The organism is Aquisalinus luteolus (genome assembly GCF_009712425.2).
Lineage (GTDB): Bacteria > Pseudomonadota > Alphaproteobacteria > Caulobacterales > Parvularculaceae > Aquisalinus > Aquisalinus luteolus.
In genome coordinates this window covers 719,680-741,115 of sequence record NZ_VCJR02000001.1, presented here as the reverse complement: position 1 = coordinate 741,115, position 21,436 = coordinate 719,680, and the positions used below count along the sequence as shown (strand labels likewise).

General features: G+C 59.9%; 21 protein-coding genes. 9 read left to right on the top strand and 12 right to left on the bottom strand.

Annotated features, from left to right (window positions below):
• The first annotated feature begins 230 nt into the window (after positions 1–230).
• Positions 231–2,414 (top strand): glycosyltransferase, encoded by a 2,184-nt coding sequence (locus tag FF098_RS03330; RefSeq protein ID WP_155137351.1) that lies wholly within the window; start codon positions 231–233, stop codon positions 2,412–2,414.
• Positions 2,415–2,441: 27 nt separating this feature from the next.
• Here FF098_RS03330 and dksA read toward each other — a convergent pair whose 3' ends face one another.
• Entirely contained in the window at positions 2,442–2,858 is a 417-nt protein-coding gene (gene dksA, locus FF098_RS03325; RefSeq protein ID WP_155137348.1) for an RNA polymerase-binding protein DksA, read from the bottom strand.
• Between the two features lie 313 nt (positions 2,859–3,171).
• Here dksA and FF098_RS03320 point away from each other — a divergent pair, with 313 nt between their 5' ends.
• Together FF098_RS03320 and FF098_RS03315 are read left to right on the top strand one after the other, a co-directional pair.
• Positions 3,172–4,302 carry a lysozyme gene (locus tag FF098_RS03320; protein WP_155137332.1) on the top strand — a complete coding sequence of 377 codons (1,131 nt, stop codon included), beginning with the start codon at positions 3,172–3,174 and terminating at the stop codon, positions 4,300–4,302.
• A gap of 57 nt (positions 4,303–4,359) precedes the next feature.
• Positions 4,360–5,634 carry a tetratricopeptide repeat protein gene (locus FF098_RS03315; RefSeq protein WP_155137329.1) on the top strand — a complete coding sequence of 425 codons (1,275 nt, stop codon included), beginning with the start codon at positions 4,360–4,362 and terminating at the stop codon, positions 5,632–5,634.
• Here the strand turns inward: FF098_RS03315 and FF098_RS03310 are convergent.
• Positions 5,631–6,686: an alpha/beta hydrolase fold domain-containing protein gene (locus FF098_RS03310; protein ID WP_166426297.1), complete on the bottom strand. Its 1,056-nt coding sequence runs from the start codon at positions 6,684–6,686 to the stop codon at positions 5,631–5,633. The two genes, FF098_RS03315 and FF098_RS03310, sit on opposite strands and share 4 nt — an antisense overlap.
• Before the next feature lie 108 nt (positions 6,687–6,794).
• On the opposite strand from FF098_RS03310, the gene FF098_RS03305 reads away from it, so the two are divergent.
• Together FF098_RS03305 and FF098_RS03300 are read left to right on the top strand one after the other, a co-directional pair.
• A complete protein-coding gene (locus FF098_RS03305; protein ID WP_166426296.1) occupies positions 6,795–7,220 on the top strand; it encodes a helix-turn-helix transcriptional regulator in 426 nt (141 codons plus the stop codon).
• Between the two features lie 92 nt (positions 7,221–7,312).
• Positions 7,313–9,190 (top strand): Ig-like domain-containing domain, encoded by a 1,878-nt coding sequence (locus FF098_RS03300; protein WP_155137320.1) that lies wholly within the window; start codon positions 7,313–7,315, stop codon positions 9,188–9,190.
• A gap of 3 nt (positions 9,191–9,193) precedes the next feature.
• Here the strand turns inward: FF098_RS03300 and FF098_RS03295 are convergent, their stop codons facing one another.
• The 4 genes from FF098_RS03295 to FF098_RS03280 form a co-directional block, all read right to left on the bottom strand.
• Entirely contained in the window at positions 9,194–9,823 is a 630-nt protein-coding gene (locus FF098_RS03295) for a uracil-DNA glycosylase family protein (protein WP_155137317.1), read from the bottom strand.
• A gap of 504 nt (positions 9,824–10,327) precedes the next feature.
• Positions 10,328–10,564, bottom strand: coding sequence for a DUF3253 domain-containing protein (locus FF098_RS03290; protein ID WP_155137314.1), 237 nt, complete (start codon positions 10,562–10,564; stop codon positions 10,328–10,330).
• Entirely contained in the window at positions 10,561–11,094 is a 534-nt protein-coding gene (locus tag FF098_RS03285; protein WP_155137311.1) for a DUF1543 domain-containing protein, read from the bottom strand. The genes FF098_RS03290 and FF098_RS03285 overlap by 4 nt, the downstream gene beginning before the upstream one ends.
• Positions 11,095–11,098: 4 nt before the next feature.
• The gene (locus FF098_RS03280) at positions 11,099–12,376 is read right to left on the bottom strand and encodes a NupC/NupG family nucleoside CNT transporter (protein ID WP_155139364.1); all 1,278 of its coding nucleotides are present in this window, start codon (positions 12,374–12,376) and stop codon (positions 11,099–11,101) included.
• A 160-nt stretch (positions 12,377–12,536) separates the two neighbouring features.
• Here FF098_RS03280 and FF098_RS03275 point away from each other — a divergent pair, with 160 nt between their 5' ends.
• The 4 genes from FF098_RS03275 to FF098_RS03260 all read left to right on the top strand — a co-directional run bounded on the left by FF098_RS03275 (position 12,537) and on the right by FF098_RS03260 (position 16,546).
• Positions 12,537–14,036, top strand: coding sequence for a phosphomannomutase/phosphoglucomutase (locus FF098_RS03275; protein WP_155137308.1), 1,500 nt, complete (start codon positions 12,537–12,539; stop codon positions 14,034–14,036).
• Between the two features lie 124 nt (positions 14,037–14,160).
• Positions 14,161–14,799, top strand: a complete 639-nt coding sequence (locus FF098_RS03270; protein ID WP_155137305.1) for a glutathione S-transferase family protein — start codon at positions 14,161–14,163, stop codon at positions 14,797–14,799.
• A gap of 39 nt (positions 14,800–14,838) precedes the next feature.
• Positions 14,839–16,122, top strand: a complete 1,284-nt coding sequence (locus tag FF098_RS03265) for a Xaa-Pro dipeptidase (RefSeq protein WP_155139362.1) — start codon at positions 14,839–14,841, stop codon at positions 16,120–16,122.
• A gap of 1 nt (position 16,123) precedes the next feature.
• The gene (locus FF098_RS03260) at positions 16,124–16,546 is read left to right on the top strand and encodes a hypothetical protein (RefSeq protein ID WP_155137304.1); all 423 of its coding nucleotides are present in this window, start codon (positions 16,124–16,126) and stop codon (positions 16,544–16,546) included.
• A 4-nt stretch (positions 16,547–16,550) separates the two neighbouring features.
• On the opposite strand, the gene arfB is transcribed toward FF098_RS03260, so the two are convergent.
• From arfB to FF098_RS03230, 6 genes are all read right to left on the bottom strand, one after another.
• Positions 16,551–16,970: an alternative ribosome rescue aminoacyl-tRNA hydrolase ArfB gene (gene arfB, locus FF098_RS03255; protein WP_155137301.1), complete on the bottom strand. Its 420-nt coding sequence runs from the start codon at positions 16,968–16,970 to the stop codon at positions 16,551–16,553.
• Position 16,971: 1 nt separating this feature from the next.
• Positions 16,972–17,283, bottom strand: coding sequence for a CcdB family protein (locus tag FF098_RS03250; protein ID WP_155137298.1), 312 nt, complete (start codon positions 17,281–17,283; stop codon positions 16,972–16,974).
• On the bottom strand, positions 17,280–17,534 hold the full coding sequence (locus FF098_RS03245) for a type II toxin-antitoxin system CcdA family antitoxin (protein ID WP_155137295.1): 255 nt from the start codon (positions 17,532–17,534) through the stop codon (positions 17,280–17,282). Before FF098_RS03245 ends, FF098_RS03250 begins: the two co-directional genes overlap by 4 nt.
• A gap of 56 nt (positions 17,535–17,590) precedes the next feature.
• The gene (locus tag FF098_RS03240; RefSeq protein ID WP_205967357.1) at positions 17,591–18,430 is read right to left on the bottom strand and encodes a sulfite exporter TauE/SafE family protein; all 840 of its coding nucleotides are present in this window, start codon (positions 18,428–18,430) and stop codon (positions 17,591–17,593) included.
• Entirely contained in the window at positions 18,427–19,425 is a 999-nt protein-coding gene (dusA, locus tag FF098_RS03235) for a tRNA dihydrouridine(20/20a) synthase DusA (protein ID WP_155137292.1), read from the bottom strand. Before dusA ends, FF098_RS03240 begins: the two co-directional genes overlap by 4 nt.
• A 67-nt stretch (positions 19,426–19,492) precedes the next feature.
• Positions 19,493–21,235, bottom strand: a complete 1,743-nt coding sequence (locus FF098_RS03230) for a glycoside hydrolase family 43 protein (protein ID WP_155139357.1) — start codon at positions 21,233–21,235, stop codon at positions 19,493–19,495.
• Positions 21,236–21,436 lie beyond the last annotated feature (201 nt).

Below are 21,436 nucleotides of genomic sequence, written 5' to 3'. Positions count from 1 at the left end.
CTGTTAGACTACTCACTATACAACCCTCACGCGGCGCCTTGTTACTCACTGTGACAGATCATGGCAATGCCGCACATCTGGCTAGCAGGAAGCATGCCACTCGCCCCTGAAGTGTGTTTGCGGAGGGCGGCAAAGCTCTTGTATTGCGTTGAAGTTCTGGAAACGGTTGCCTGCTATTACCTGAAGACAAGCAGTATTACTGCCGTTTCGGACCGGACTGACTGATCCCTATGCGTATCCTGACCCTGACGACACTCTATCCCAACGCCGCCATGCCGACCCATGGCGTGTTCGTGGAGAACCGTCTGCGCGCCTTGCTGAAGGAAGGCGGTGTCGAGGCGAAAGTCATCGCGCCGGTGCCGTGGTTTCCGTTCAGGCAGCCCGTTTTCGGCAAGTATGCCGCCTTCGCCGCAGCCCCGCAGGCCGAGACCCGCCATGGGATCGAGGTCGTCCACCCGCGCTATCCGCTGCCGCCGAAGATCGGCATGACATGGGCTGCGAGCGCCCTGACCCGCTGTTTTGAGCGCGAGGCACGCCGCCTGATCGCGCAAGGCTGGGACTTTGACCTGATCGATGCGCATTACTACTACCCTGACGGTGTCGCCGCCGTGGAGGTCGCCCGCCGTCTCGGCAAGCCTGTAACGGTGACCGCACGGGGTACCGACATCAACCTGATCCCGTCATATCCGCGCCAGAAGCGGATGATCCTCGATGCGGCGGCAAAGGCCGATGCGTCGATCACCGTCTGCCGTGCCCTGAAGGACGAGATGGCGACACTGGGCGCGGAGGATGGGAAAATCCATGTACTGCGCAATGGCGTCGACCTCGACCTGTTCCACGAGACTGAACGGGAAGAGACGCGCAAGCGCCTTGGCCTGTCAGGCACTGTCCTTCTTTCTGTCGGTCACCTGATCGAGCGCAAGGGACATGGCCTCGTCATTGAAGCGCTGAAAGACCTGCCCGGCGCAACGCTGGTGATCGCCGGTTCGGGGCCGGATCGTAGCATGCTTGAGGCACAGGCGGATAAGTCGGGCCTGACAGAACGTGTGATTTTCACCGGCGGTCTGCCCCATGAAGAACTACCCGCCCTCTATAGTGCTGCCGACGTGCTGGTGCTCGCGTCTTCGCGCGAGGGCTGGCCCAATGTGCTGCTGGAAGCGATGGCCTGCGGCACGCCCTGTGTTGCAACACCTGTCTGGGGTTCCGGTGAAGTGGTCGCAGCGCCAGAAGCGGGCCGGCTGACGGAGAACCGCAGTGCCGAGAGCATCGTGACCGCTGTGAAAGACCTGCTGGACAATCCACCCGCCCGGATCAGGACAAGGGCCTATGCGGAACAGTTCTCCTGGAAGGAAACGTCGCTGGGCCTGAAATCGCTATTCGACAGTATGACGGGAACACAGCCCACCGCATCGCATACGGCAAAGCCTGACTGGCAGTATGACCGCCCCTATATCCATGGCACCGCGCCAGCCATGGTGGTGACGGTGGATACGGAGGAAATCTTCGACTGGTCGGCCAATGACTTCGCCAGCCATTCGATCGCCGATCCGTTAGGCATTGCCCGCTTCCAGATGCTGTGCGAGAGCCATTCCATCAAGCCGATTTACTTCATCACCTGGCCGCTGATGCAGGATGAAGCGACAGCGCGCTATTTCCGCGAGTTGCAGGACAGTGGCAGGGCCAGCCTAGGCCTGCACCTGCACCAATGGGTGACACCACCGCACACGACTGAGAACACGCCGCGCACCTCCTATCAGGCGAACCTGCCGGCGGACCTGCATCGCGAAAAGCTGGGCACCCTGATCGAAACTTTCCATCAGGTTTTTGGCATCAACCCGATTGCCCATCGGGCGGGACGGTATGGCGTGTCGCCCGCCGTGCAGGCGGACCTGCTAGCGCAAGGCGTGTGGCTGGATTCATCGCCCTCCGCAGGCTTCGATCAGGGCGGCGATGGCGGTCCGGACTTCACCGGTCATTCGGCAAAGGCATGGTGGCGCAAGCCGGACGAGAACGGCACGGCGATGCTGTGCCTGCCTGTGTCCGGCGGGCGCGTGCTGCGCGGCACACAGCTGATACTGCCCGGTACCAAGGGCGCGCCGGACGGGAATGGCCCCCTGCCCACCCTGCTCAAGCACATGACAGCGCCGGTGCGCCTGTCGCCCGAAGGTTATGAGATTGACGATCTGAAGAGCCTGACCCACGCGCTCATACGCGAAAAGGTCAGCATCATGACCTTCAGCCTGCATTCGACCTCGTTGACCGAAGGCGCGACACCCTACAGCGAAACCGCCGAGATGGTCGACGCCTTGCTGGCGCGGTCAGATGCCTATTTCACCTGGTTCAAAAATGAAAAGGGCGGCACATTCGCCACCCTTGATGATTTTATCGCTCTCGGAAAAGCCGACGCTGCCTGATCAGTCGTCGCTCTAATCGTCGCCCTGTCAATCGTCCCTGTGGACTTTTTCCTGGCGCTCGTGGCGTTCCTGCGCTTCCAGCGACAGGGTCGCGATCGGGCGGGCTTCGAGACGGCCAAGGCTGATCGGCTCACCAGTATCTTCGCAAAACCCGTATTCGCCGGTATCGATCCGACGCAGGGCAGCATCGATCTTGGAGATCAGCTTGCGCTGGCGGTCGCGGGTGCGCAGTTCCAGTGCCTTGTCGCTCTCGCTCGAGGCCCTGTCAGCGGCATCCGGCAGGTGGAGACTGTCTTCCTGAAGCTGGCCCAGCGTATCCTTGCTGGCCCGCAGGATGTCCTCTTTCCAGTCGAGCAACTTCTTGCGGAAATATTCGAGCTGGCGCTCGTTCATGAAGGGCTCGTCGTCTGACGGACGATATTCTTCAGTTTCAGTTGCCGACATCCTGTACTCCCTGAATGATGTCCCGACCCATGGCAATGCATGTGCGTCATAGGCAAAACGGCCTGATTCAGCAAGGCGAGACCTTCCCCATTGCATAAAATTTGTGTGACGAAAAAGAGACTCTTCCGTGTCATTTCGCCAACTGGTTGGGACAGAAGCAAAAATCAGGCCCGGTTTGCGATCTTTTCCCCGTCTCAGGCGTTTGTAGCATTGAACAAAAAGTTAACGCCGCCATTGTTGGGCAACACAGGCTGGTCTAGACTGCAGGCAGCGAAAGGCCGGTTAGCCTCAAATGGCGCCGGAAGGGGATGGTATGAGGGCTTCGCAAACTGGGATCGACCTGATCAAGCATTTCGAGGGCATTCGCCTCGATGCCTACAAGGATGTGGCCGGTATCTGGACCATTGGCTACGGCCATATCGGTCCGATCAGCATAGACGGCAGGCGCTATGACAGCGTTGCTGCCGCCGTCGCGGCCAATGGCGGCCAGCCCGTGCGCATCAGCCAGGGCTATGCCGAGGAGCTGCTGCGCGACGAGTTGCAGCGCTTCGAGGAAGGTGTCTCGGGCGGCCTCAAACGCGACATCAACCAGAACCAGTTCGATGCCTTCGTATCGCTGTCCTACAATATCGGCGTCAGCGCTTTTCGCGGGTCGAGTGCCCTGAAATTCTTCAACCAGGGGAAGATCACCGAAGCAGCAGATGCCATCACCTGGTGGAACAAGGCGACCGTGAACGGCCAGAAACAGGTCGTGCAGGGCCTCGTAAATCGCCGCGCTGCCGAGAAAGCACTGTTCCTGCAGCCGATGGACAGCAACGAGCTGGGCGATACTGACGAGGATTCCAGCCGCGTCACACCGGAGGAGAATTCACCCCGGCGCAAGAATATCGGCTCCTCGCGGACCATGGAGGGCGCGGTGGTTGCCGGCGCGGGCGGCGCAGCCAGTGCCGGTGCGGCATGGATGAACCGCGACAAGGACGAGGAAGGTAGCGAAGACGGCGAACCCGATAGCGGTGACGACGGTGATACGACCGGCGACACTGGCACGGATACAGGGACTGATACCGATAGCGGCACGACGACCGATGCCCCCGGCGAAGAGGATAGTTCGACGGACGAGCCAGCCGATGGTGAGCCAGCTGACGATACCGGGACTGATGACACCGATACTGATGACGCGACCGAAGACAGTACTGACGATACCTCCAGTGATACGTCGACGGACGGTTCGACCGGCGCGACCGATGACGTTGCGAGCGACGACACGGCTGGTGATGATACCGGCACGGGAACGGAAGTCGGCACGCCGCCAGTGACCGACCCGGAGATCACGCGGGAGGATTATACCCTCGCCTTCCAAGTCGCCATCGGCGTCATCATCGTGATCGCGGTGCTGTACATCATCTATGCCCGTATCGACGACTGGCTGAACCACAAGCGCTAGCCTGCAACGGCACGTACCCGGTTGGTCAGCAAATGCTGGAATGCCGGGAGCAAGCCGATGCATCTTTGCCTGATATTTCTCTTCGCTTTATGGGGCGGGACGAGTGCCCTTGCGCAGGAGAGCGCGAGCCTGACACCCGCACAACACTATGAAGCGGCACTGGAACACAGACAGGCAGCGGCAGGTTTCATCGATGCTGGCGATACCCCTTCCGCCATTTCTGCCCTTGAGGCAGCCCTTTTCCATCAACCCGGTCATGGCAGCATTCTCGTCAACCTGGCAATCCTCAGTGCCCGGATGGGTGACATGGATACTGCCGAGAAATGGTTGACTGAGGTCAATCGTCTCGGCCTCTCCTATCCGACCAGCGCCCTAGCCGCCGCAATGCCGGAAGACGCGCGTAATAACCTTTCTGTGCTGCTTCAGTTGATTGAAGAGAATGGAGCCCCGACCGGCACAGTGGAAGCGCTGGTGACCATCCCCTACCTCGACATACTGATCGAAAGCGTCGCGAAAGTCGACAGCACCTGGTATGTCAGCGGCATTGCACAGCCCGGCCTTTATCGCCTTGACGATGATACACTGGAAAACCTTCTGGAGGACAAGTCTATCGGCAGTGTTTTCGAGATCGTTGCTGCGGATGGCCTGATCTGGGCGGCGACGGCCATCGTGCCGCAGACAGCCGCAAGCCATCGCAAGGCAGGCACTGTCCTACTGGCGATCGATCCGCAGACAGAGCAGGTTATTTACCGCTTCGAGGCCCCTGCCAACAATGCCCAGATCACCGATCTCGCGCATGACGAGGATATCGTTTATTTCACCGATCAGGCAGGCGGTGCGATCTACAAGGCGGATATCGAGACTGGCGAGCTCACGACTGTTGTCGCCCCCGGCACATTCGCCTCCCTGCAGGGTATCACGGTCAGTCACAGCTTTCTGTATGCGGCGGATTATGCGACCGGCATATGGCGCGTTGATCTATCGACAGGCACCGCATTACGCCTGATGACGGACAACGCATCGCTGATCGGCATCGATGGCCTGACAGCTGATGGAAATGGCGGGCTGGTCGCCATCCGTAACGGCGCACGCCCCCATGGCGTGCTGCATCTCTCCCTGACAGAGAATGGATCCGCCATAGAAACTGTCACGCCACTGGCGACAGGCATGCCCGAATTCGACGATCCGACACTGGGGTTTGTCAGGGACGGTCAGTTCGCTTTCATCGCCAATTCGCAATGGCCGAGCTTCCCGGAGGATGGCAGCGCACCTGAAAGTCCGCGCAAGCCGGTGCTTATCATGGCAACGCCACTCCCCACGGAAGAACGCTAGGCCATCACCTCCTCGACGAAGACGGCAGCAAGTTCGAAAGACTTGTCGGCATCGCGGGACTTGAACCTTTCGAGATGGTGGCGCGGCGAGTCCCAGTAATTGATGCGACACGGCACACCGGCCTTTTCTGCCTTTTCCACCAGCCGCAGGGCATCATCGAAGCGAATGTCATACCGGCTGGAATGGATCGCCATGGGCGGTAATCCCTTTATTTCGCCATAAACTGGCGAGGCCATCGGATCTGTCGGCAGCGTATCCTGCAGGTACAGACGCGCGCAGAAGGCAGCGATTTCCATTCGGTACGGGCTCGTCGCGGAGACGCTGCCAGTGATGTAGGACCAGCCGGACAGGGAAAGATCCGCCCAAGGCGAGAACAGCAACGCCCCCGCCGGCATGGTCACACCGCGGCGGCGCAATTCCATCAGGGCACCGAGCATGATGGCCGCACCGGAGGTGTCACCACCGGCGATGATGTTGCCGGGATGGTGACCCTCGGACAGCAGCGCCTCGTAATGATCGGCGATATCGTGGATCGCCGCCGGGAACGGATGTTCCGGCGCCAGCCTGTGGCGGCCGATGACAAGGCGGCTGTCGCAGGCACTGGCGAGGCGTTCAGCCGTCGACAGCTGTTTCGGCGATGGGGGCAGGATGAAGCCACCGCAGGGCACGTAGAAGAGGACGCGTTCGCCGCCCTGACGGCTCAGCCGCCAGACATCGGCGCTGGAGGTCTCATCGGTATCGATATGCGGCGTGCCGTCAGCCGAGGCCATCATGGACAGGCCGGCCATCTTGCCCTCGCTCTGTTGCTGGCGCAGGTCGTCCATCATGTTTTTGGTCGGTTTTGACGGATCGGCGAAGTCGCGAAACGTCTTCCTCAGCCGACTGATGAAAACGAATTCGATCAGCATGTTCTCAAAACGGGCCAGGGTGTGATCAGCGAGACGTCCAATCACCCCCGCCTCGGAGCGGACGAATTGAGCGAGCCTGCCAGCCTCGAGCGCCGAAAGACGGGCTGCCGGATGCATGCGTTCGGTATAGGTTCCTGCCGTCATGAGCCTCTCCCGCCCCTGAAATTTGCCTGCAGAGTATAGCATAAATCAGGAAAACCTGAATGCTTCACAGGACTGCCCGGGCAAGGCATGATGACCACCGGAGAGAAAATGGCCAAAGAGCAGGACAGAAATGACGATGAGAATGACGAAACGGACACCGTGGAGGCGTTCCTGACCTATGCCCAGCTATTCGAATTCGACGGCGAACGGCTGGGGGACGTGCCTATCTGGCAGCAGCGGATGCGGGAAATCGCGCAGCACCTGCCGGAAGAAACGGTCAAAGCACTGACCGACCGAATGCGCCACGCCGCACCGGGGGAATTGACGGATTATCATGCCTTTTCACAACGTTATAACCTGACTGTGTCGGAGAAAAAGCTGCTGGTCAGCCTTGCCGGCGGCTTTTCCGTGCCCGACCATGCCCGCCGCACCGGCATTTCGGTGAATACCGCACGGGTACACATGCAGAACCTGCTCGACAAGACCGGTGCCGGTGGGCAGGTCGACCTGATCAAAATGCTCCTTGCCGGATAATTTAGGCCCACCTAGTCCTATTGCATCATGTGGAGTGCCGGGCATAGCGGCACCCTCCTCCTCGTTCACAACTTTCGAAGAGGAGAGAACCCATGAAACGTACATTACTCGCGGCATGTGCCGCCATTGCCATCTGTGGCGCTATTCCTGTTGTCTTGACGCCCGCCCACGCCCAGGCAATGGACTCGCTTAGTGTAACCCAGCTTGAAGACAGATTGACAGGGATGATGCTCGCGGACGGGCAGGCAGCTGCCTCCACCCAAGCATACGCACAGACCTACCGGGAACTGAAAGTCCGAATGGAAAGCAAGCCAACTGCCGATCAGCTGAACAGGTTCCAGAATTTTCCCAAGCCAGTGCAGACAACAAAGGCCGAAGACAGTCCAGGTGGGCAACCCGCCGGAGACGCGAATATTGTCTATTTCGGTTTTGACCGGGAAAAACTCAGTGCAGAAGCAAACCAGACGCTTGATGAGGTGAGAGATGCGTATGCTCCGGATCATCAGCCAGGGGATCTTCCCGAGGTCGCCAGGACAAGCCCGGCGCGGAATGCAGACGGAGTTGATCCCGGCACGTCTTTTGTACTGACTTTTTCCGAACCGATGGATGAGGCTGCTGTCGAAGACAATTTCGTGATCAGGAGTTTCACGGAAGAGCGCGAAGGGTCAGATGGTTCTTATCCGCCTCACTCTACCGGCAAAAGCAAAGATGCCGACGATGGTGAGCCGGTCGACGCAGCCTATGCCGATGCGAATCTCTATGCGGCGGAAAAGGGCGCGGTTTCAAGCCGGGACGGTGCACGGTTTGTCGGCAGCGATACTGGCGGATTGATCGTCGAGGATGAAGACGTCGGCAAAGAGCGTCCCACCGCTTCTGGAGAAAAGTCCGACGGAGGCCAATGGTATGATGGTCTCGATACGTCAGACGTACAGGGCGCTCTTCCGGGAACTGACTCACCGGAAGACGCCTACGACAAAACCCTCGGTGGGCCTATCGTCAAGGACAGGCTGTGGTTCTTTGTCGGCGCGTCGCAGACAAGCCTGCCCCAGGCTGGCTACGGCGTCGAGGTGACAGCGGACGATGAACAGTTCGTGGCGGAAACCGACGACCATCTTTCGGGCACCACATTCGGCGGGGCCTATCTGGGCGGTACTGTTTTCACCCCCAGGGATGAATTTGAGCGGTTCTCATACATGCAACGAAAATGGCGTGGCCGGGCGAGCGCCTTTGCCGCTTCATTGTCCTACACTGAAGCTGAAGGGTCATCCTTTGGCAGTGTTCCCGCCGGTGGTAACGGCACAGGTGTCGTCTATTTCGACTTTGCCGATGACGACGCCACGGGACTGTTCTATGGCAGCGCCGGATCGGATGTCGAGACGCATACAGATTATGAAAACTTCCGCTTCGCCGCCGGGCGCAAGGTTTATCACGGCATTTCGCCGGACTGGTATTGGGGCTGCTATCACGGCTTTTTCTTTGATTATTCCGGCACGGAACACGAGTTCCGGATCACGACACCGACCTACCCGGATATTTACACATTCGGCCTTCAGGACCTGACGGAACGTTATGCCGGTGTTGAAGTCGGTCCGTTCTTCGGGCGCAAGTTCGGCAAGGTGAATACCTTTGCCCGCCCACTGGTCAATATCGGCTATCGCGAAGCAGACCTTGATGCGAAGGAGGATACTTTCTGCGGAGCGTGCTACTATTCCCAGAATGTCCCGATCCATCTGGAAGATGACGATTCAGGCCTGACTTACGGCGTTTCGTTCGACGCCGGCTTGAGTGCCCAAATAGCCGATGGGGTTGATATAGGCCTGCTGTATGGCGCGCGTTGGCGAGCCGACAGGGCCGCGATCGATAACCCGGAAAGCGGCGACGATCTGTTCGTCGACAACCAGCCGACAAGGCTTTCCAGCGAGGATGAGCTGGACCAGAGGCTGGTCTTTACGATCGGCAAGAGCTGGTAAGCCTCACGAGAACTCTCGGCGGATGATGTCCTGCATGAAGGGCACGACGTCCTCTTCGAACCAAGTGTTCTTGCGCAGCCACGCATTGTTCCGCCAAGAGGGATGGGGAAGCGGTAGATAGATGGGGGAGTCCATCGCCGCTTCCCCATCGATTATCCTGTCCCGCGCCATCTTCACCGTTTCCGTCAGGGTACGCCCCATCTGGTCACCGAGGTGCCATTTCTGGGAATAGCCGCCGACGAGCAGGACGAGTTTCAGCCGGCTTTCGATCTCCTTCATGATCCGCGCACGCCAGATCTCCGCGCAGACCTTTGGTGGCGGCAGGTCACCACCCTTGCCTGTCGGGCTCTTGCCGTCATAGCCGGGGAAGCAGAACGCCATCGGCGCAATGGCGATGCGACCTGAGTCGTAGAATTCTTCTTCCGTAACGCCCATCCACTCGCGCAGGCGCACGCCGGACGGATCATAGAATGGTTTGCCATTTATATGAGCGAGATTGCCGGGTGCCTGGCTGAACAGGCCGATCCGCGCCTTCGAGGGCAGCTGGAAGATTGGCCGCGCCTCGGGGATCAGGCCGACTTCTTCGCAGTGTCGGCAGCCGGCAAGGTCTTTTCTGAGGGTGCTGAGGCTCATGGTCGTGACGATATAGGTTTGTCGCCGCCACTGTGCCAGTGCGAGCGTGAGAGAAGAGAGGAAGGCCCGTGGAGAGTATTATCCAGAGCTGTATGAGCATTGAGAGCTGACAAGCTGGAAGCAGCTATTCACTCTCCACGGCGGCATTCTGGTGCGCGGCCCTAAGGGAGCTCTCGCGTCCACCCGTCTGGGCGGAATGCCGATCCCTGCCACGGGCGCCGACGCGCGCTCGCTCCTCCCGGCGGCAGGAATGCCTGTTGTCTCCGGGCTGGCGGACAGATCACCCGCAGACCCGAGACCTCCGCCCGGTTCTCACCGGGCTTGGGGGGGGTTATAAGTGCTGGTGAGAGTGTGGGGATAAGTTTTGCCCTCACCCGAAATTCCCTGCAGGAATTTCGACCTCTCCCAGAGGGAGAGGTAAAGCCAACTCTCAGATATTTTACGGCGCCCTACCTCTCCCTCTGGGAGATGTCAAAATCAGCCTGCTGATTTTGGGTGAGGGTCCTACTTCAACCGATACCGGATCACGCCCTTGACCGTGTGCGGATTGACCGGCTTGCCCTTGCGGGTGACCTCGATCAGGCCTTCGTCGGACAGCGCCCTGCCCGCTTCGCGGACCTTGTGCATTTCCGGGCGCCAGTTGTCTGGCGAGAGAGCCTTGGCGGCTTCCGACGGGCAGATGGATTTACCGGGGTCGCGCTTGTCCAGCAGCGTCAGGATTGCATCGCGCGCCTTGCTCATGATTTTTTCTTCCCGATGGGAACATAGCGGGCTTCGAACGCGAAGGGGTGTTTTTCGACGCCGGGCGTGAGGTGCACATACCGCCCCTGCCCCGCTAGATTGGCGCTGACATCGACGCTCGCTTCGACTGTCAGAACATTGTCCTTGTGCGGAGAGACCCAGTTCTCGATCTGCGCCAGCGCGTGTTTCTTTGCCTCACGGCCATCCTTAGCGACGACCAGCAGGTTTTCGTGCAGTTCGGTGAAGAGTTTCGGGTCATAGCCGCCGAGATTGACGAACCATAATGACGCCCCGCCCTCCTGAGGCTCATTGCGCAACTCAACGACATGGCCGTCGGCCCAGTGGATTTCGCCCCAGCAGTCGAGATGCAGGCTCTCAGGCGTGCCCCACCATTGCGCGCGCAGGTCGTCATAGCAGGCCTCGATGCTCTCGCCGATGACGAAGCGGACATCGTGCAGCTCGACGTGGCAGCCCTCGGCCATGCCGCCGACATAGACCATGAACAGCTTCTCAGCACTCAGTATGGTCATCGGGTCATCCCATCCAGATTACGCCGATGACGGCGCCGGACATCAGGGTGGCAAGCGTGCCGCCGACCAGCGCCTTTGGTGTGATCTGGATGATCTCCTTGCGCCGGTTCGGCACGAGGCTGGACAGGCCACCAATGACGATGCCGAGCGAGCCGATATTGGCAAAGCCGCAAAGGGCATAGACCATGATCAGCTTGGTGCGCTCGCTGAGATCGGCATATTCCGGGCTGGCGAGGTTGATATAGGCGATCACCTCGTTCAAGGCGGTCTTGATGCCCATCAGCTGGCCTGCATGAAACGCTTCTTCGAACGGGACGCCGGCAAGCCAGACCAGCGGCATGAAGACCCAGCCGAGCATGCGCTCGATCGTCAGCGGCGCACCGTTGATATCCGGTATAAAGCTGTCGAGCATGATGTTGATGAGCGCGGCGAGCGCGATGAAAGCGAGGATGGAAATGATGATGTTCCACCACAGCTTGCCGCCCTCGGTGACGCCATGCATGAACGCGTCCATGGAGCCTTCATACTGGAAATCATCGCCTGCACTGGTCGGCGTCGGCGTTTCCTCATCGGAATACGGCACCATGATACGACCGATCAGCAGTGCGGCCGGAACAGAGATGATCGAGGCAACAATGATGTGGCCGAGGATCGATGGTTCGATCGGCGAGAGGATCGTCGCATAGAGCACGATGACAGAGCCGGCGACCGTCGCGTAGCCGGAGGTGATGATGGTGAACAGCTCCGACCGGGTGACCCGATCGAGATAGGCGCGGATCAGCAGGGGCGCTTCGGTCTGGCCGAGGAAGACGTTCGCTGCGGCGGCGAGCGAAACCGCGCCGCCTGTGCCGAAGATCTTCGTCAGCACGATCGCAAAGCCGCGCACGAGCCATTTCAGAACGCCCCAGTGCCAGAGGACGGCGGACAAGGCCGAGATGAACACCACAAGAAACAGGGCCTGGAAAGCAAAGATGAAAAGCGCCCCTTCATTGGTCACCTCGAACGGCATGGATGCAGTGTCGCTGGTGCCGAGATAGCCGAACAGGAAGGATGTGCCCTCGCCTGTTGCTGCCTGCAGGGCATCGACAAGGCCATTCAGACCGCGCAGGGCCCGGCGGGCCGGATCGAACTGCAGGAAAAAAGCTGCAATCCCCATCTGGATCGCCACCGCCCAGATCGCACTCATGAAAGGAAATTTTGTCTTTCGCTCCGACAGAAGCCAGGCGATTGCCATAAACGCGAAAATTCCGAGCAGTGACTGCCCTCTGAGCCCCAATTCCATACTCATTCTTTCTATCTGCCCCAACCGGATACCCTGACGACCGGCCTGCCGCGATTCCCACCATGAAATACCGTTTTCATGGTTTTGTCATGTCTGGGCGCTTGCCCCTGTAACTGTGTACCGGTAGGAACGAAAGGTCTTTTGCTAGAGGAGAGAAGCGATGCTGCCAACCCCGCGTACCGATCTTGAGCCAAATACGCTTGAGTATGAGATCATCCCGAAGGTCAAACCGACCGGATTCCGGGAATATGACGCGCGATGGCTGTTCGAAAAAGAGATCAACCTGCTGGGCATCCAGGCCCTCGGCGCGGGCCTCGGCACGCTGATCCACGAATTGGGCAAGGAGCCGCGCATCGTCGTTGGCCATGATTTTCGCTCTTACTCCTCCTCGATCAAGCAGGCGCTGATCGTCGGGCTGATGAGCGCGGGCATCGAAGTCAACGATATCGGCCTTGCCCTGTCGCCTGTCGCCTATTTTGCCCAGTTCGACCTCGATATCCCCTGCGTCGCCATGGTCACCGCCAGCCACAATGACAATGGCTGGACCGGCGTGAAGATGGGCGTCGAAGCCCCCCTGACCTTCGGGCCGGAGGAAATGGGCCGCCTGAAGGAAATCGTGCTCAACGGCGAGTTCAAGCCGCAGGATGGCGGCGCCTACAAATATGTCGAAGGCATGCGCGAGCGTTATATCGACGACCTCGTCAAGGACGTGAAGTTCACCCGCAAGATGAAGGTCGTCGCGGCCTGCGGCAACGGCACGGCGGGCGCCTTCGCCCCGGAAGCGCTGGAGCGCATGGGCGTCGAGGTCATCCCCATGGATGCGGAGCTTGACCACTCCTTCCCGAAATACAATCCGAACCCGGAAGACATGAAGATGCTTCATGCCATGGTCGATGCGGTGAAAGAGCATGGCGCGGATGTGGCGTTGGGCTTTGACGGCGATGGCGACCGCTGCGGCGTCGTTGACAATGAGGGCAACGAGATCTTCGCCGACGTGATCGGTGTGATGATCGCCCGGGACCTGTCTGCGCTGCATGACGATGCGGTTTTCGTCGCAGATGTGAAATCGACCGGCCTCTACCTGACCGATCCGGTGCTGCAGGAAAATGGCGCGACGACCAAATACTGGAAGACCGGCCATTCCTATATCAAGCGCTATTCCAACGAGATCGGCGCGCTTGCCGGCTTCGAGAAATCCGGCCACTTCTTTTTCCGCGAGCCCTATGGCCGTGGCTATGATGACGGCCTCGTTGCCGCCATCGCACTCTTGAAAATGCTCGACCGCAACCCGGACAAGTCGATGGCGCAGCTGCGCGCAGACCTGCCCAAGACCTGGCAGTCGCCGACCATGTCGCCCCATTGCGATGACGAGAAGAAATACGAAGTGCTCGACCGCATCGTCGCGCAGGTGCAGAAGCACGCCGATGGCGACGGTACGTTCATCGGCCAGAAGCTGCGCGACGTGAACACGGTCAATGGCGTGCGTTTCACCGTCGAGGACGGCACCTGGGGCCTGATCCGCGCCTCCTCCAACAAGCCGGAGCTGGTGGTCGTGGTCGAGAGCCCGACATCGGAAGAGAACCGCAACGAGATGTTCCGGGAGATCGAAGCGATCCTCGAGGGCTACCCGGAAGTCGGCGAGTTCAACCAGAAGCTCTGATTTCCCCTGTTTTATCTTTTTGGCGCATAGTGACTATGCAGCGGCGGACGGTCCCGGACTGTCCGCCGTTCTTGTATCCGGTTCTCATGTCGGCAAGAGTTGAGAGAGACAGGAGAGACTGCCCATGACCATCACGCTGTATCACGCCCCTTATTCGCGCTCGTTCCGCATCGCCTGGCTGCTGGAGGAAATGGGACTGGAGCATGAGCTGAAACTCGTGCCGCAGGCGACATTCCGCCAGTTCGCGCGCAGCGAGGAATATCGCAAGATCAGCCCGACAGGGAAATATCCGGCGATCCAGGATGGCGACTTCACCATGGTAGAGTCGACCGCGATCATGGAATACCTGATGAGCCGCTATGGCGATGGGTCGACGGCGGGCGGGCTGAAGCCGGAACCCGGCACGCACGACTATGGCCGCTACCTGCAATGGTTCGAATATGGCGAGGCCGGCATGGGGCCATACATGAACATGCTGCTAGCCCATGCGCTGATCCTCCCGGAGAAGCACCGCAACCCTGCAATCGCCGAGTGGGCGCAAAAGGAAGTCTACACCTGCGTCGATTTCATCGGCGACGGGCTGGGCGACAAGCCGTTTATCTGCGGCGAGACCTTTACTGCGGCTGATATCTCCATCGGGTACATGCTGCTGCTGCTCAAGGTCATGGGCCGTCTGGACGGCACACCTGAAAATGTGCAAGCCTATTTCGATCGCCTGAGGGGGCGCGAGGCCTGGAAAACCGTTTCCGCAAAGGCCGCCTGATCCCCTCGCCATCCTGAAGGGGTTTTCCGCATGACACTGATGTCCCGGCTTTTGACTGCCGCTGCTGCCGTTTTCGCCATTACCGGCACCGCGCACGCGCAGAACGCGTTTGTGACCGCCGACCGTATGGTCGATGTGGAGAGCGGTCGCCTGATCGAGAATGCTGCGGTGCTGATCGAGGATGGCAAGGTGAAATTTGCCGGGGACATGTCGACGGTCCGGATGGCGATCCCCGAGGATGCGACGCGTATCGATCTTTCCGGCTACACGCTCCTGCCGGGGCTGATCGACATGCATGTCCATCTGACGAGTTCATCGGACTATCACGGCTATCGGGGTCTCGCCCTGTCCGACGAGATGAGTGCGATCATCGGTGTCGTGAATGCGCAGACGACCCTCGACGCAGGCTTCACCACGGTGCGCAATGTCGGCGCCGGGTCGTTCGGCGATGTCGCCCTGCGCGATGCGATCAATCAGGGGATGATCCCCGGGCCGCGCATGTTTGTGTCCGGCCCGTCCATCGGGATCACAGGCGGGCACTGTTCCGATAATAATCTGTTGCCGGAGGAATATAAGCTGGAGGGTGAAGGCGTGGCCGATGGCCCGTGGGCGGCGCGCAGCGCAGTGCGCAAGAACATCAAGTATGGCGCTGACCTGATCAAGACCTGCTCGACCGGGGGCGTCCTGTCCAAGGGCACAAAGGTCGGTGCGCCGCAATACACGGTCGAAGAGCTGACCGCGTTGACAGAAGAAGCCCACAGCCATGGACTGAAGGTCGCCTCCCACGCCCATGGCGCCGAAGGTATCCGCAACGCGCTTATGGCCGGTGTCGACACGATAGAGCATGCCAGCTTCATCGACGATGAAGGCATCCGCCTCGCCAAGAAGAACGGCGCTTACCTGTCCATGGATATCTATGTGACCGAATATATCCTCGGCGAAGGCGAAGCGGCGGGGATCCTTGAAGAGTCGCTGGAGAAGGAGCGCATGACCGGCCAGACCCAGCGCGACAATTTCCGGAAAGCCCATGAAGCCGGCGTGAAAATGGTGCTCGGCACCGATGCCGGGGTCTATCCCCATGGCCAGAACGCCCGGCAGCTGTCACGCATGACCCGTTTCGGCATGACCTCTGCCGAAGCTCTGCAGGCCGCCACCGTCAACGCCGCTGACGCGCTCGGCAAAGGCGACACGATCGGCAAGCTGGCACCGGGCTATTTCGCAGACATCATCGCCGTTCAGGGCAACCCGCTGGACTATATCTCGATCCTGGAAAGCGTCGACTTCGTGATGAAGGAAGGCGTCGTCTATAAGTCCGTAGACTGATATGCTTCCTGAAGATGAAAAATATCCCTACTTGATGCATACCAACCGCGAGTTGGAACTCATGCTTGAGGGTAAGAAACCCCTTGCGGTCTTTACGCATGAAAAAGTGGCAGGTTGGGAGAAGTCAGATGCTTTGGCCTCGCAGGATTTCGATCCGTATGTTCTCGACGGCACCTTCTCCGAACACAAGCGAACATATGCATGTTCGCTGAGAGGTATGCCATCAACAATCGACTACTGGTTTTATACCAAAGCCGGGGAAGAATGGCGTGTTGAGGCATATTGCCAGTTACTTGATTTGTTATACCGCGGCGGCTGGTGCTCCCATTTGGAGTGGTTACAAGGTACTCTTCTGGGTTACACGGAAGAAGAAAACAGATATCACCTGTCCCGAAAATATGGTGACAAGAAATGCGAACACTGATCGCTTATTCTGGTATTTTCCCACGCATCTTCTTGATATCGCCCCGGCGCTTCTTGGCGTCGAGGCGTTTTGCCTTCTGCGCCCTGCTCGGCGCCGTCTTCTTACGTGCCTTGGGTGGCACGAGCGCCTTTCTCAGCAGATCGATCAGCCGCTTGCGGGCATCCTCGCGGTTCGCTTCCTGCCGGCGGAATTGCTGCGCCTCGATCAGGATGTGGCCGTCCTTGGTCAGGCGCGATCCGGCAATGCGGCGAGCACGCGCCTTCACATCCGGCGGGATCGTGTCGCAGCCCTCCAGATCGAAGCGCAGCTGCACGGCACTCGCCACCTTGTTGACGTTCTGTCCGCCCGGCCCGGACGCGCGGATAAACGCCTCCTCCAGCCATTTGTCGTCGATCTCGATATTGCGGGAAATCTGCAAGGTCATGTCAGACACCGGTAATGAGCAGGTCTATGGCCTGCAATAGTCTGTACCGGTCATGTTCCAGATCACCGAGACTGGCACTTAACTCGCCGGTCTGGAATGACGTCATTTCGTAACTCATGAACAGCAAGTCCTGTCCTTCAAAGCTGACTGATGGTGCCAGCTCCTGTATCACACGAGCTGGCGCAGACGCATAAAGCGGCACAACAAGGCGCGACGGTAGTGACGCGAAGACATCAGACTGAACGCAGACCACATAGGGAATGATCCGGCGCACGGACGGTACCGGCATCTGGTGAACGGTGAAATCACTCATTTGCCGTCGCGCCACGCCCGGACATGATCAGCGAAGAAACCATGCTCTTCATGAAAAGCATGGTGAGCGGCAATTGCCTCGGCATTATCTTCCTGCCACTGGCGTTTCTTCTCGGCGCGGACGGCTTCCTCGATGGCCCGCTCTGACAGGGCAGACAGATTAAGCTTCAGCGCCTTGGCCTGCTGCAGCAAGTCGGCATTGATGGTGACATTGGTCGCCTTTTTCGGGGCTTTCCGATCGTAGAAGCTCATGAGGCCCTCCAGAATTTTATGCGCATACGTTATGCGCATAACCTATCCGCATCAAGCTATATCAACGCTTCCCGCAGCAGCAACAGCGCCGTTATGCCAAGATAAATCGCAAAGACGCGGTTCAGAATGCCCTTGTCGAGCCGATGGGCCAATGTGGCGCCGAGTGGTGCCGTCAGGAACGTCATCGCAGCGATCAGGGCAAAGGCCGGGAGGCTGACATAACCGATAGTGAGCGGCGGCAGGCCGTTGACGCCCCACCCCGACCCGATGAAACCGAGCGTGCCGGGCACGGCGATGGCGAGGCCGAAGCCGGCAGATGTGGCGATAGCCTGATGGATGGTGCGGCCATAGGCGGTCAGCACGATGACACCGAGCACGCCGCCGCCAATGCCCATCAGCGAAGACAAAAGGCCAATACCACCGCCAAGCGCTGCGGCGATTGGGCCGCCGGGCACCGGGGCCAACTCGCTCGCCTGTTCTTTTTCCCGCGACCGGAACAGACCCTTGCGGATGGCAACGCCCAATGCACCAAGAGCGAAAATGAGCGTCAGCGCCTCCGCCGGGATGACGCGCGCTGCGATCGCACCGGCGATGGCGCCAAGGCCTATCCACGGCGCCCAGCGCTTCAGAAGCGCCATGTCCACCGCGCCATGTTTCATGTGCGAGGAAACCGAACGCAGCGACGTGACGATGATCGTGGCAAGGGATGTGGCGACGGCGACCTTGATCCGCTCCTCCTCAGGCACACCGATAAGACCGAAGACGGCATAGAGCGCAGGCACGATGACGATGCCGCCACCGATGCCGAACAGTCCGGCAAGAAAACCGGCGAAAAGGCCGACCCCGGCAAGGCCGAGCAACATCAGGGCCCAGTCGAGCCCGGTCAGGTCGATCACGCCGCCCCCTCCAGCGCTGCAGCGGGCAATTCATCGAGCGACCGCAGCAGCACGCTGGCATCGGCGTCGGGCCTGGTGCCTTCGACTGTCAGCGTCTGACGCCAGCGGCGGGCGCCGGGCTGGCCGTGGAAAAGCCCGAGCATGTGGCGGGCGACATTGTGGGGACGCACACCCCGCCCTGCCTGTTGGTCGATATAGGTGGCCATCGCCTCGACCACCGCGCGGCGGGAGGCTGTCTCTCCCGTCAGCCCAAGGAGCTTTTCATCAAGCTGGCTGAGCATATACGGGTTCTCATAGGCGGCACGGCCGATCATGACGCCGTCGAGTTTTTCCAGATGCCCGGCAGCGGCGTCAGGCTCGGTAATGCCGCCATTGAGGACAATGGTCAGGTCGGGCCTGGCCTGCTTGAGGCGATAGACGAGATCATAGTCGAGCGGCGGGATGATGCGGTTTTCCTTCGGGCTCAGACCCTGCAGCCAGGCCTTGCGGGCATGGATGATGAAGACCTTGCAGCCTGCATCCGCCAACAGGTCGACAAAACCGGGCAGGACTTCCTCCGGGTCCTGATCGTCGACGCCGATGCGGCATTTGACCGTCACCGGCACATCGACCGCCCCGGCCATGGCACGATAGCAGTCGGCGACAAGCTGCGGCTCGCGCATCAGGCAGGCACCGAAGGCACCGGACTGGACCCGGTCCGACGGGCAGCCGACATTGATGTTGATCTCGTCATAGCCGTAGTCGGCGCCAATGCGGGCGGCATCGGCCATGGTTTCAGGGTCGCTGCCGCCGAGCTGCAAAGCTACAGGATGCTCGATTTCATCAAAGCCGAGCAGGTAGTCGCGATCACCGCGCAGGATCGCATCGGCGACGATCATCTCCGTATAGAGCCGCGCACCGCGCGTGATCTGACGATGGAAGAACCGGCAGTGGCGGTCCGTCCAGTCGATCATTGGCGCGATGCAGAATTTCCAGTCGCTGGTGTAGTCAGTCATACGGCCATGAAATAGGCCGATGGGGGCGGGAAAGGCAAGCGGCGGCCTGCCCTTCCCTGATGCCGGATTATTGAGCGTCGACCGGCGCGGCAACTGTTTCCGGTGACGTCTGGGCATACATGCCGAAGGTTGCGCCAACGAAACCGCCAGCGGTGCGGGTCGAGAGAGGCTTCGCATCGAGGCGCTCGCCCAGCTGCTGCCAGTCGCCACCGCCAATGGCATAGTGGAAGGTGTAGCCGTCAACGCCCTCTGCGACAGCCTTCAACCGCAGCGGCCCCTTGGCCGCCAGCGGCGCAGAGGCAACAGTAACACCGCCCTTGGGCGCGCCTTCGCCGACACGCTGGGACAGGCGTACGAGACGGTTGCCGTCCTGATCAAGGGTAATGCCGATGGCGTAATAGTAGTGATCATTCTGGAAGGCAGCGAGGCCGGCTTCATCACCCGCATCGCGCGGGGTGAATTTGACGACCGTTTCCGCCGAGCCATGCAGGTGCTGCTGGCGGCGGGCCACAAAAGACGGCTGGGTCATGTCGCCAAGACGCTGGTCGCGGGCCTCGATAACCAGCGCACCATCCTGGAGCGACCACCATTCCTCCTTCGGCACACGGACCATCATCCAGTACGGATCAAGGCTGTCACCATCAAACTCTTCCGTGATCGTGAAGTTGCCATTCATAGGGATATCCGGCGCACCGGCATCGGGCAGTGCCGGGCGGTCGAGCATGTAGCCGACGGGTTCGCCGCGATCAAGGATCACCGGCCAGCCATCGCGCCATTCGACCGGCAGCAGGTAGGTTTCGCGGCCGGTGTTGTAATAATCGCCCTCATAGGGACGAACGCCGAGGAAGGTCGCCCACCACTTGCCGTCATTGTCGATGACCATGTCGGCGTGGCCGACGGAGGTGATCGGGTTGGCCCGGTCCGGGTCCATGTCTCGCTGTGTCAGGATCGGATTGCCCTCATAGACTTCCCACGGTCCCTTGATGTTCCTTGAACGGATGATGACCTGGGAGTGGTTGATCGCCGTGCCGCCCTCTGCCGAAGACAGGTAGTACCAACCGTCGACCTTGTAGATATGCGGCCCCTCGATCCAGATCGGGTTTTCCTCCGGACGAACGCCGCCATCGAGCAGCACGGTCTGTTCCTCGATCGGCTGCAGCGTTTCCGGGTCGACAGCGCGAATCCAGATGGCCCGGTGGCCGTCATAGCGCGGCTCGCCGACCGGCGCGTCATTGTTGATCATGTAGACGGTGCCGTCATCGTCAAAGAACAGCGACGGGTCGATGCCGCCGACTTCAGGTGTCCAGATCGGGTCGGACCAAGGGCCTGCCGGGTCTTCCGAGGTGACGATGAAGTTGCCGCCGCAATCGACGCAGGTATTGGCGACGTAGAACGTGCCGTCATGATGCTCGATCGTCGGGGCGAAGACGCCGCGCGACAGGCCGAGACCGTCGAAATCGAGCATGCCGGGCCGGTCGATAACATTGCCGAGCTGCGTCCAGTTGACGAGATCGGTGGAATGGAAGACCGGCAGGCCGGGGAAATAGGCAAAGGTCGAATTGACGAGATAATAGTCACCGCCGACCTGAGTGACGCTCGGGTCCGGGTAGAAGCCGGCGAGCACCGGATTGAGGAACTGATTCGCCCCCGGCTCCAGTCCGTCATAGACCGGGTCATTGCCAGTATAGGTGAAGCTGTCGAAGCTGGCCGTCAGCGGGCCAGCGGCTTGTTCGGCTGTGTCAGCCGAGCTGTTTTCCGCAGCCGGTTCACTGCAGGCGGCAGCCCCGCCCAGCGCCATGATGGCAGCCATAATCCCAAGCTTGTTGATGTCTTTCATTGATTCCTCCCGGTTACGTTAAGCCGCCCTGTTTTTGTTCTTGGTGGACGGCAATGGTTAGTTTATGATAGCGTTACCAAACAGACTAGTGTATAGCTGGCGAAAAGTACAAAAAAATTCTGCCCCTGTCCTGAGACAAAATACTGGATGGGGTCCGGTGATGGAGGAAACAAG

Bases quoted from the DNA above. Each gene is read 5' to 3' on its own strand.
- FF098_RS03330 (WP_155137351.1), top strand. From the start codon at position 231: ATGCGTATCCTGACCCTGACGACACTCTATCCCAACGCCGCCATGCCG.
- dksA (WP_155137348.1), bottom strand. From the start codon at position 2,858: ATGTCGGCAACTGAAACTGAAGAATATCGTCCGTCAGACGACGAGCCC.
- FF098_RS03320 (WP_155137332.1), top strand. From the start codon at position 3,172: ATGAGGGCTTCGCAAACTGGGATCGACCTGATCAAGCATTTCGAGGGC.
- FF098_RS03315 (WP_155137329.1), top strand. From the start codon at position 4,360: ATGCATCTTTGCCTGATATTTCTCTTCGCTTTATGGGGCGGGACGAGT.
- FF098_RS03310 (WP_166426297.1), bottom strand. From the start codon at position 6,686: ATGACGGCAGGAACCTATACCGAACGCATGCATCCGGCAGCCCGTCTT.
- FF098_RS03305 (WP_166426296.1), top strand. From the start codon at position 6,795: ATGGCCAAAGAGCAGGACAGAAATGACGATGAGAATGACGAAACGGAC.
- FF098_RS03300 (WP_155137320.1), top strand. From the start codon at position 7,313: ATGAAACGTACATTACTCGCGGCATGTGCCGCCATTGCCATCTGTGGC.
- FF098_RS03295 (WP_155137317.1), bottom strand. From the start codon at position 9,823: ATGAGCCTCAGCACCCTCAGAAAAGACCTTGCCGGCTGCCGACACTGC.
- FF098_RS03290 (WP_155137314.1), bottom strand. From the start codon at position 10,564: ATGAGCAAGGCGCGCGATGCAATCCTGACGCTGCTGGACAAGCGCGAC.
- FF098_RS03285 (WP_155137311.1), bottom strand. From the start codon at position 11,094: ATGACCATACTGAGTGCTGAGAAGCTGTTCATGGTCTATGTCGGCGGC.
- FF098_RS03280 (WP_155139364.1), bottom strand. From the start codon at position 12,376: ATGGAATTGGGGCTCAGAGGGCAGTCACTGCTCGGAATTTTCGCGTTT.
- FF098_RS03275 (WP_155137308.1), top strand. From the start codon at position 12,537: ATGCTGCCAACCCCGCGTACCGATCTTGAGCCAAATACGCTTGAGTAT.
- FF098_RS03270 (WP_155137305.1), top strand. From the start codon at position 14,161: ATGACCATCACGCTGTATCACGCCCCTTATTCGCGCTCGTTCCGCATC.
- FF098_RS03265 (WP_155139362.1), top strand. From the start codon at position 14,839: ATGTCCCGGCTTTTGACTGCCGCTGCTGCCGTTTTCGCCATTACCGGC.
- FF098_RS03260 (WP_155137304.1), top strand. From the start codon at position 16,124: ATGCTTCCTGAAGATGAAAAATATCCCTACTTGATGCATACCAACCGC.
- arfB (WP_155137301.1), bottom strand. From the start codon at position 16,970: ATGACCTTGCAGATTTCCCGCAATATCGAGATCGACGACAAATGGCTG.
- FF098_RS03250 (WP_155137298.1), bottom strand. From the start codon at position 17,283: ATGAGTGATTTCACCGTTCACCAGATGCCGGTACCGTCCGTGCGCCGG.
- FF098_RS03245 (WP_155137295.1), bottom strand. From the start codon at position 17,534: ATGAGCTTCTACGATCGGAAAGCCCCGAAAAAGGCGACCAATGTCACC.
- dusA (WP_155137292.1), bottom strand. From the start codon at position 19,425: ATGACTGACTACACCAGCGACTGGAAATTCTGCATCGCGCCAATGATC.
- FF098_RS03230 (WP_155139357.1), bottom strand. From the start codon at position 21,235: ATGGCTGCCATCATGGCGCTGGGCGGGGCTGCCGCCTGCAGTGAACCG.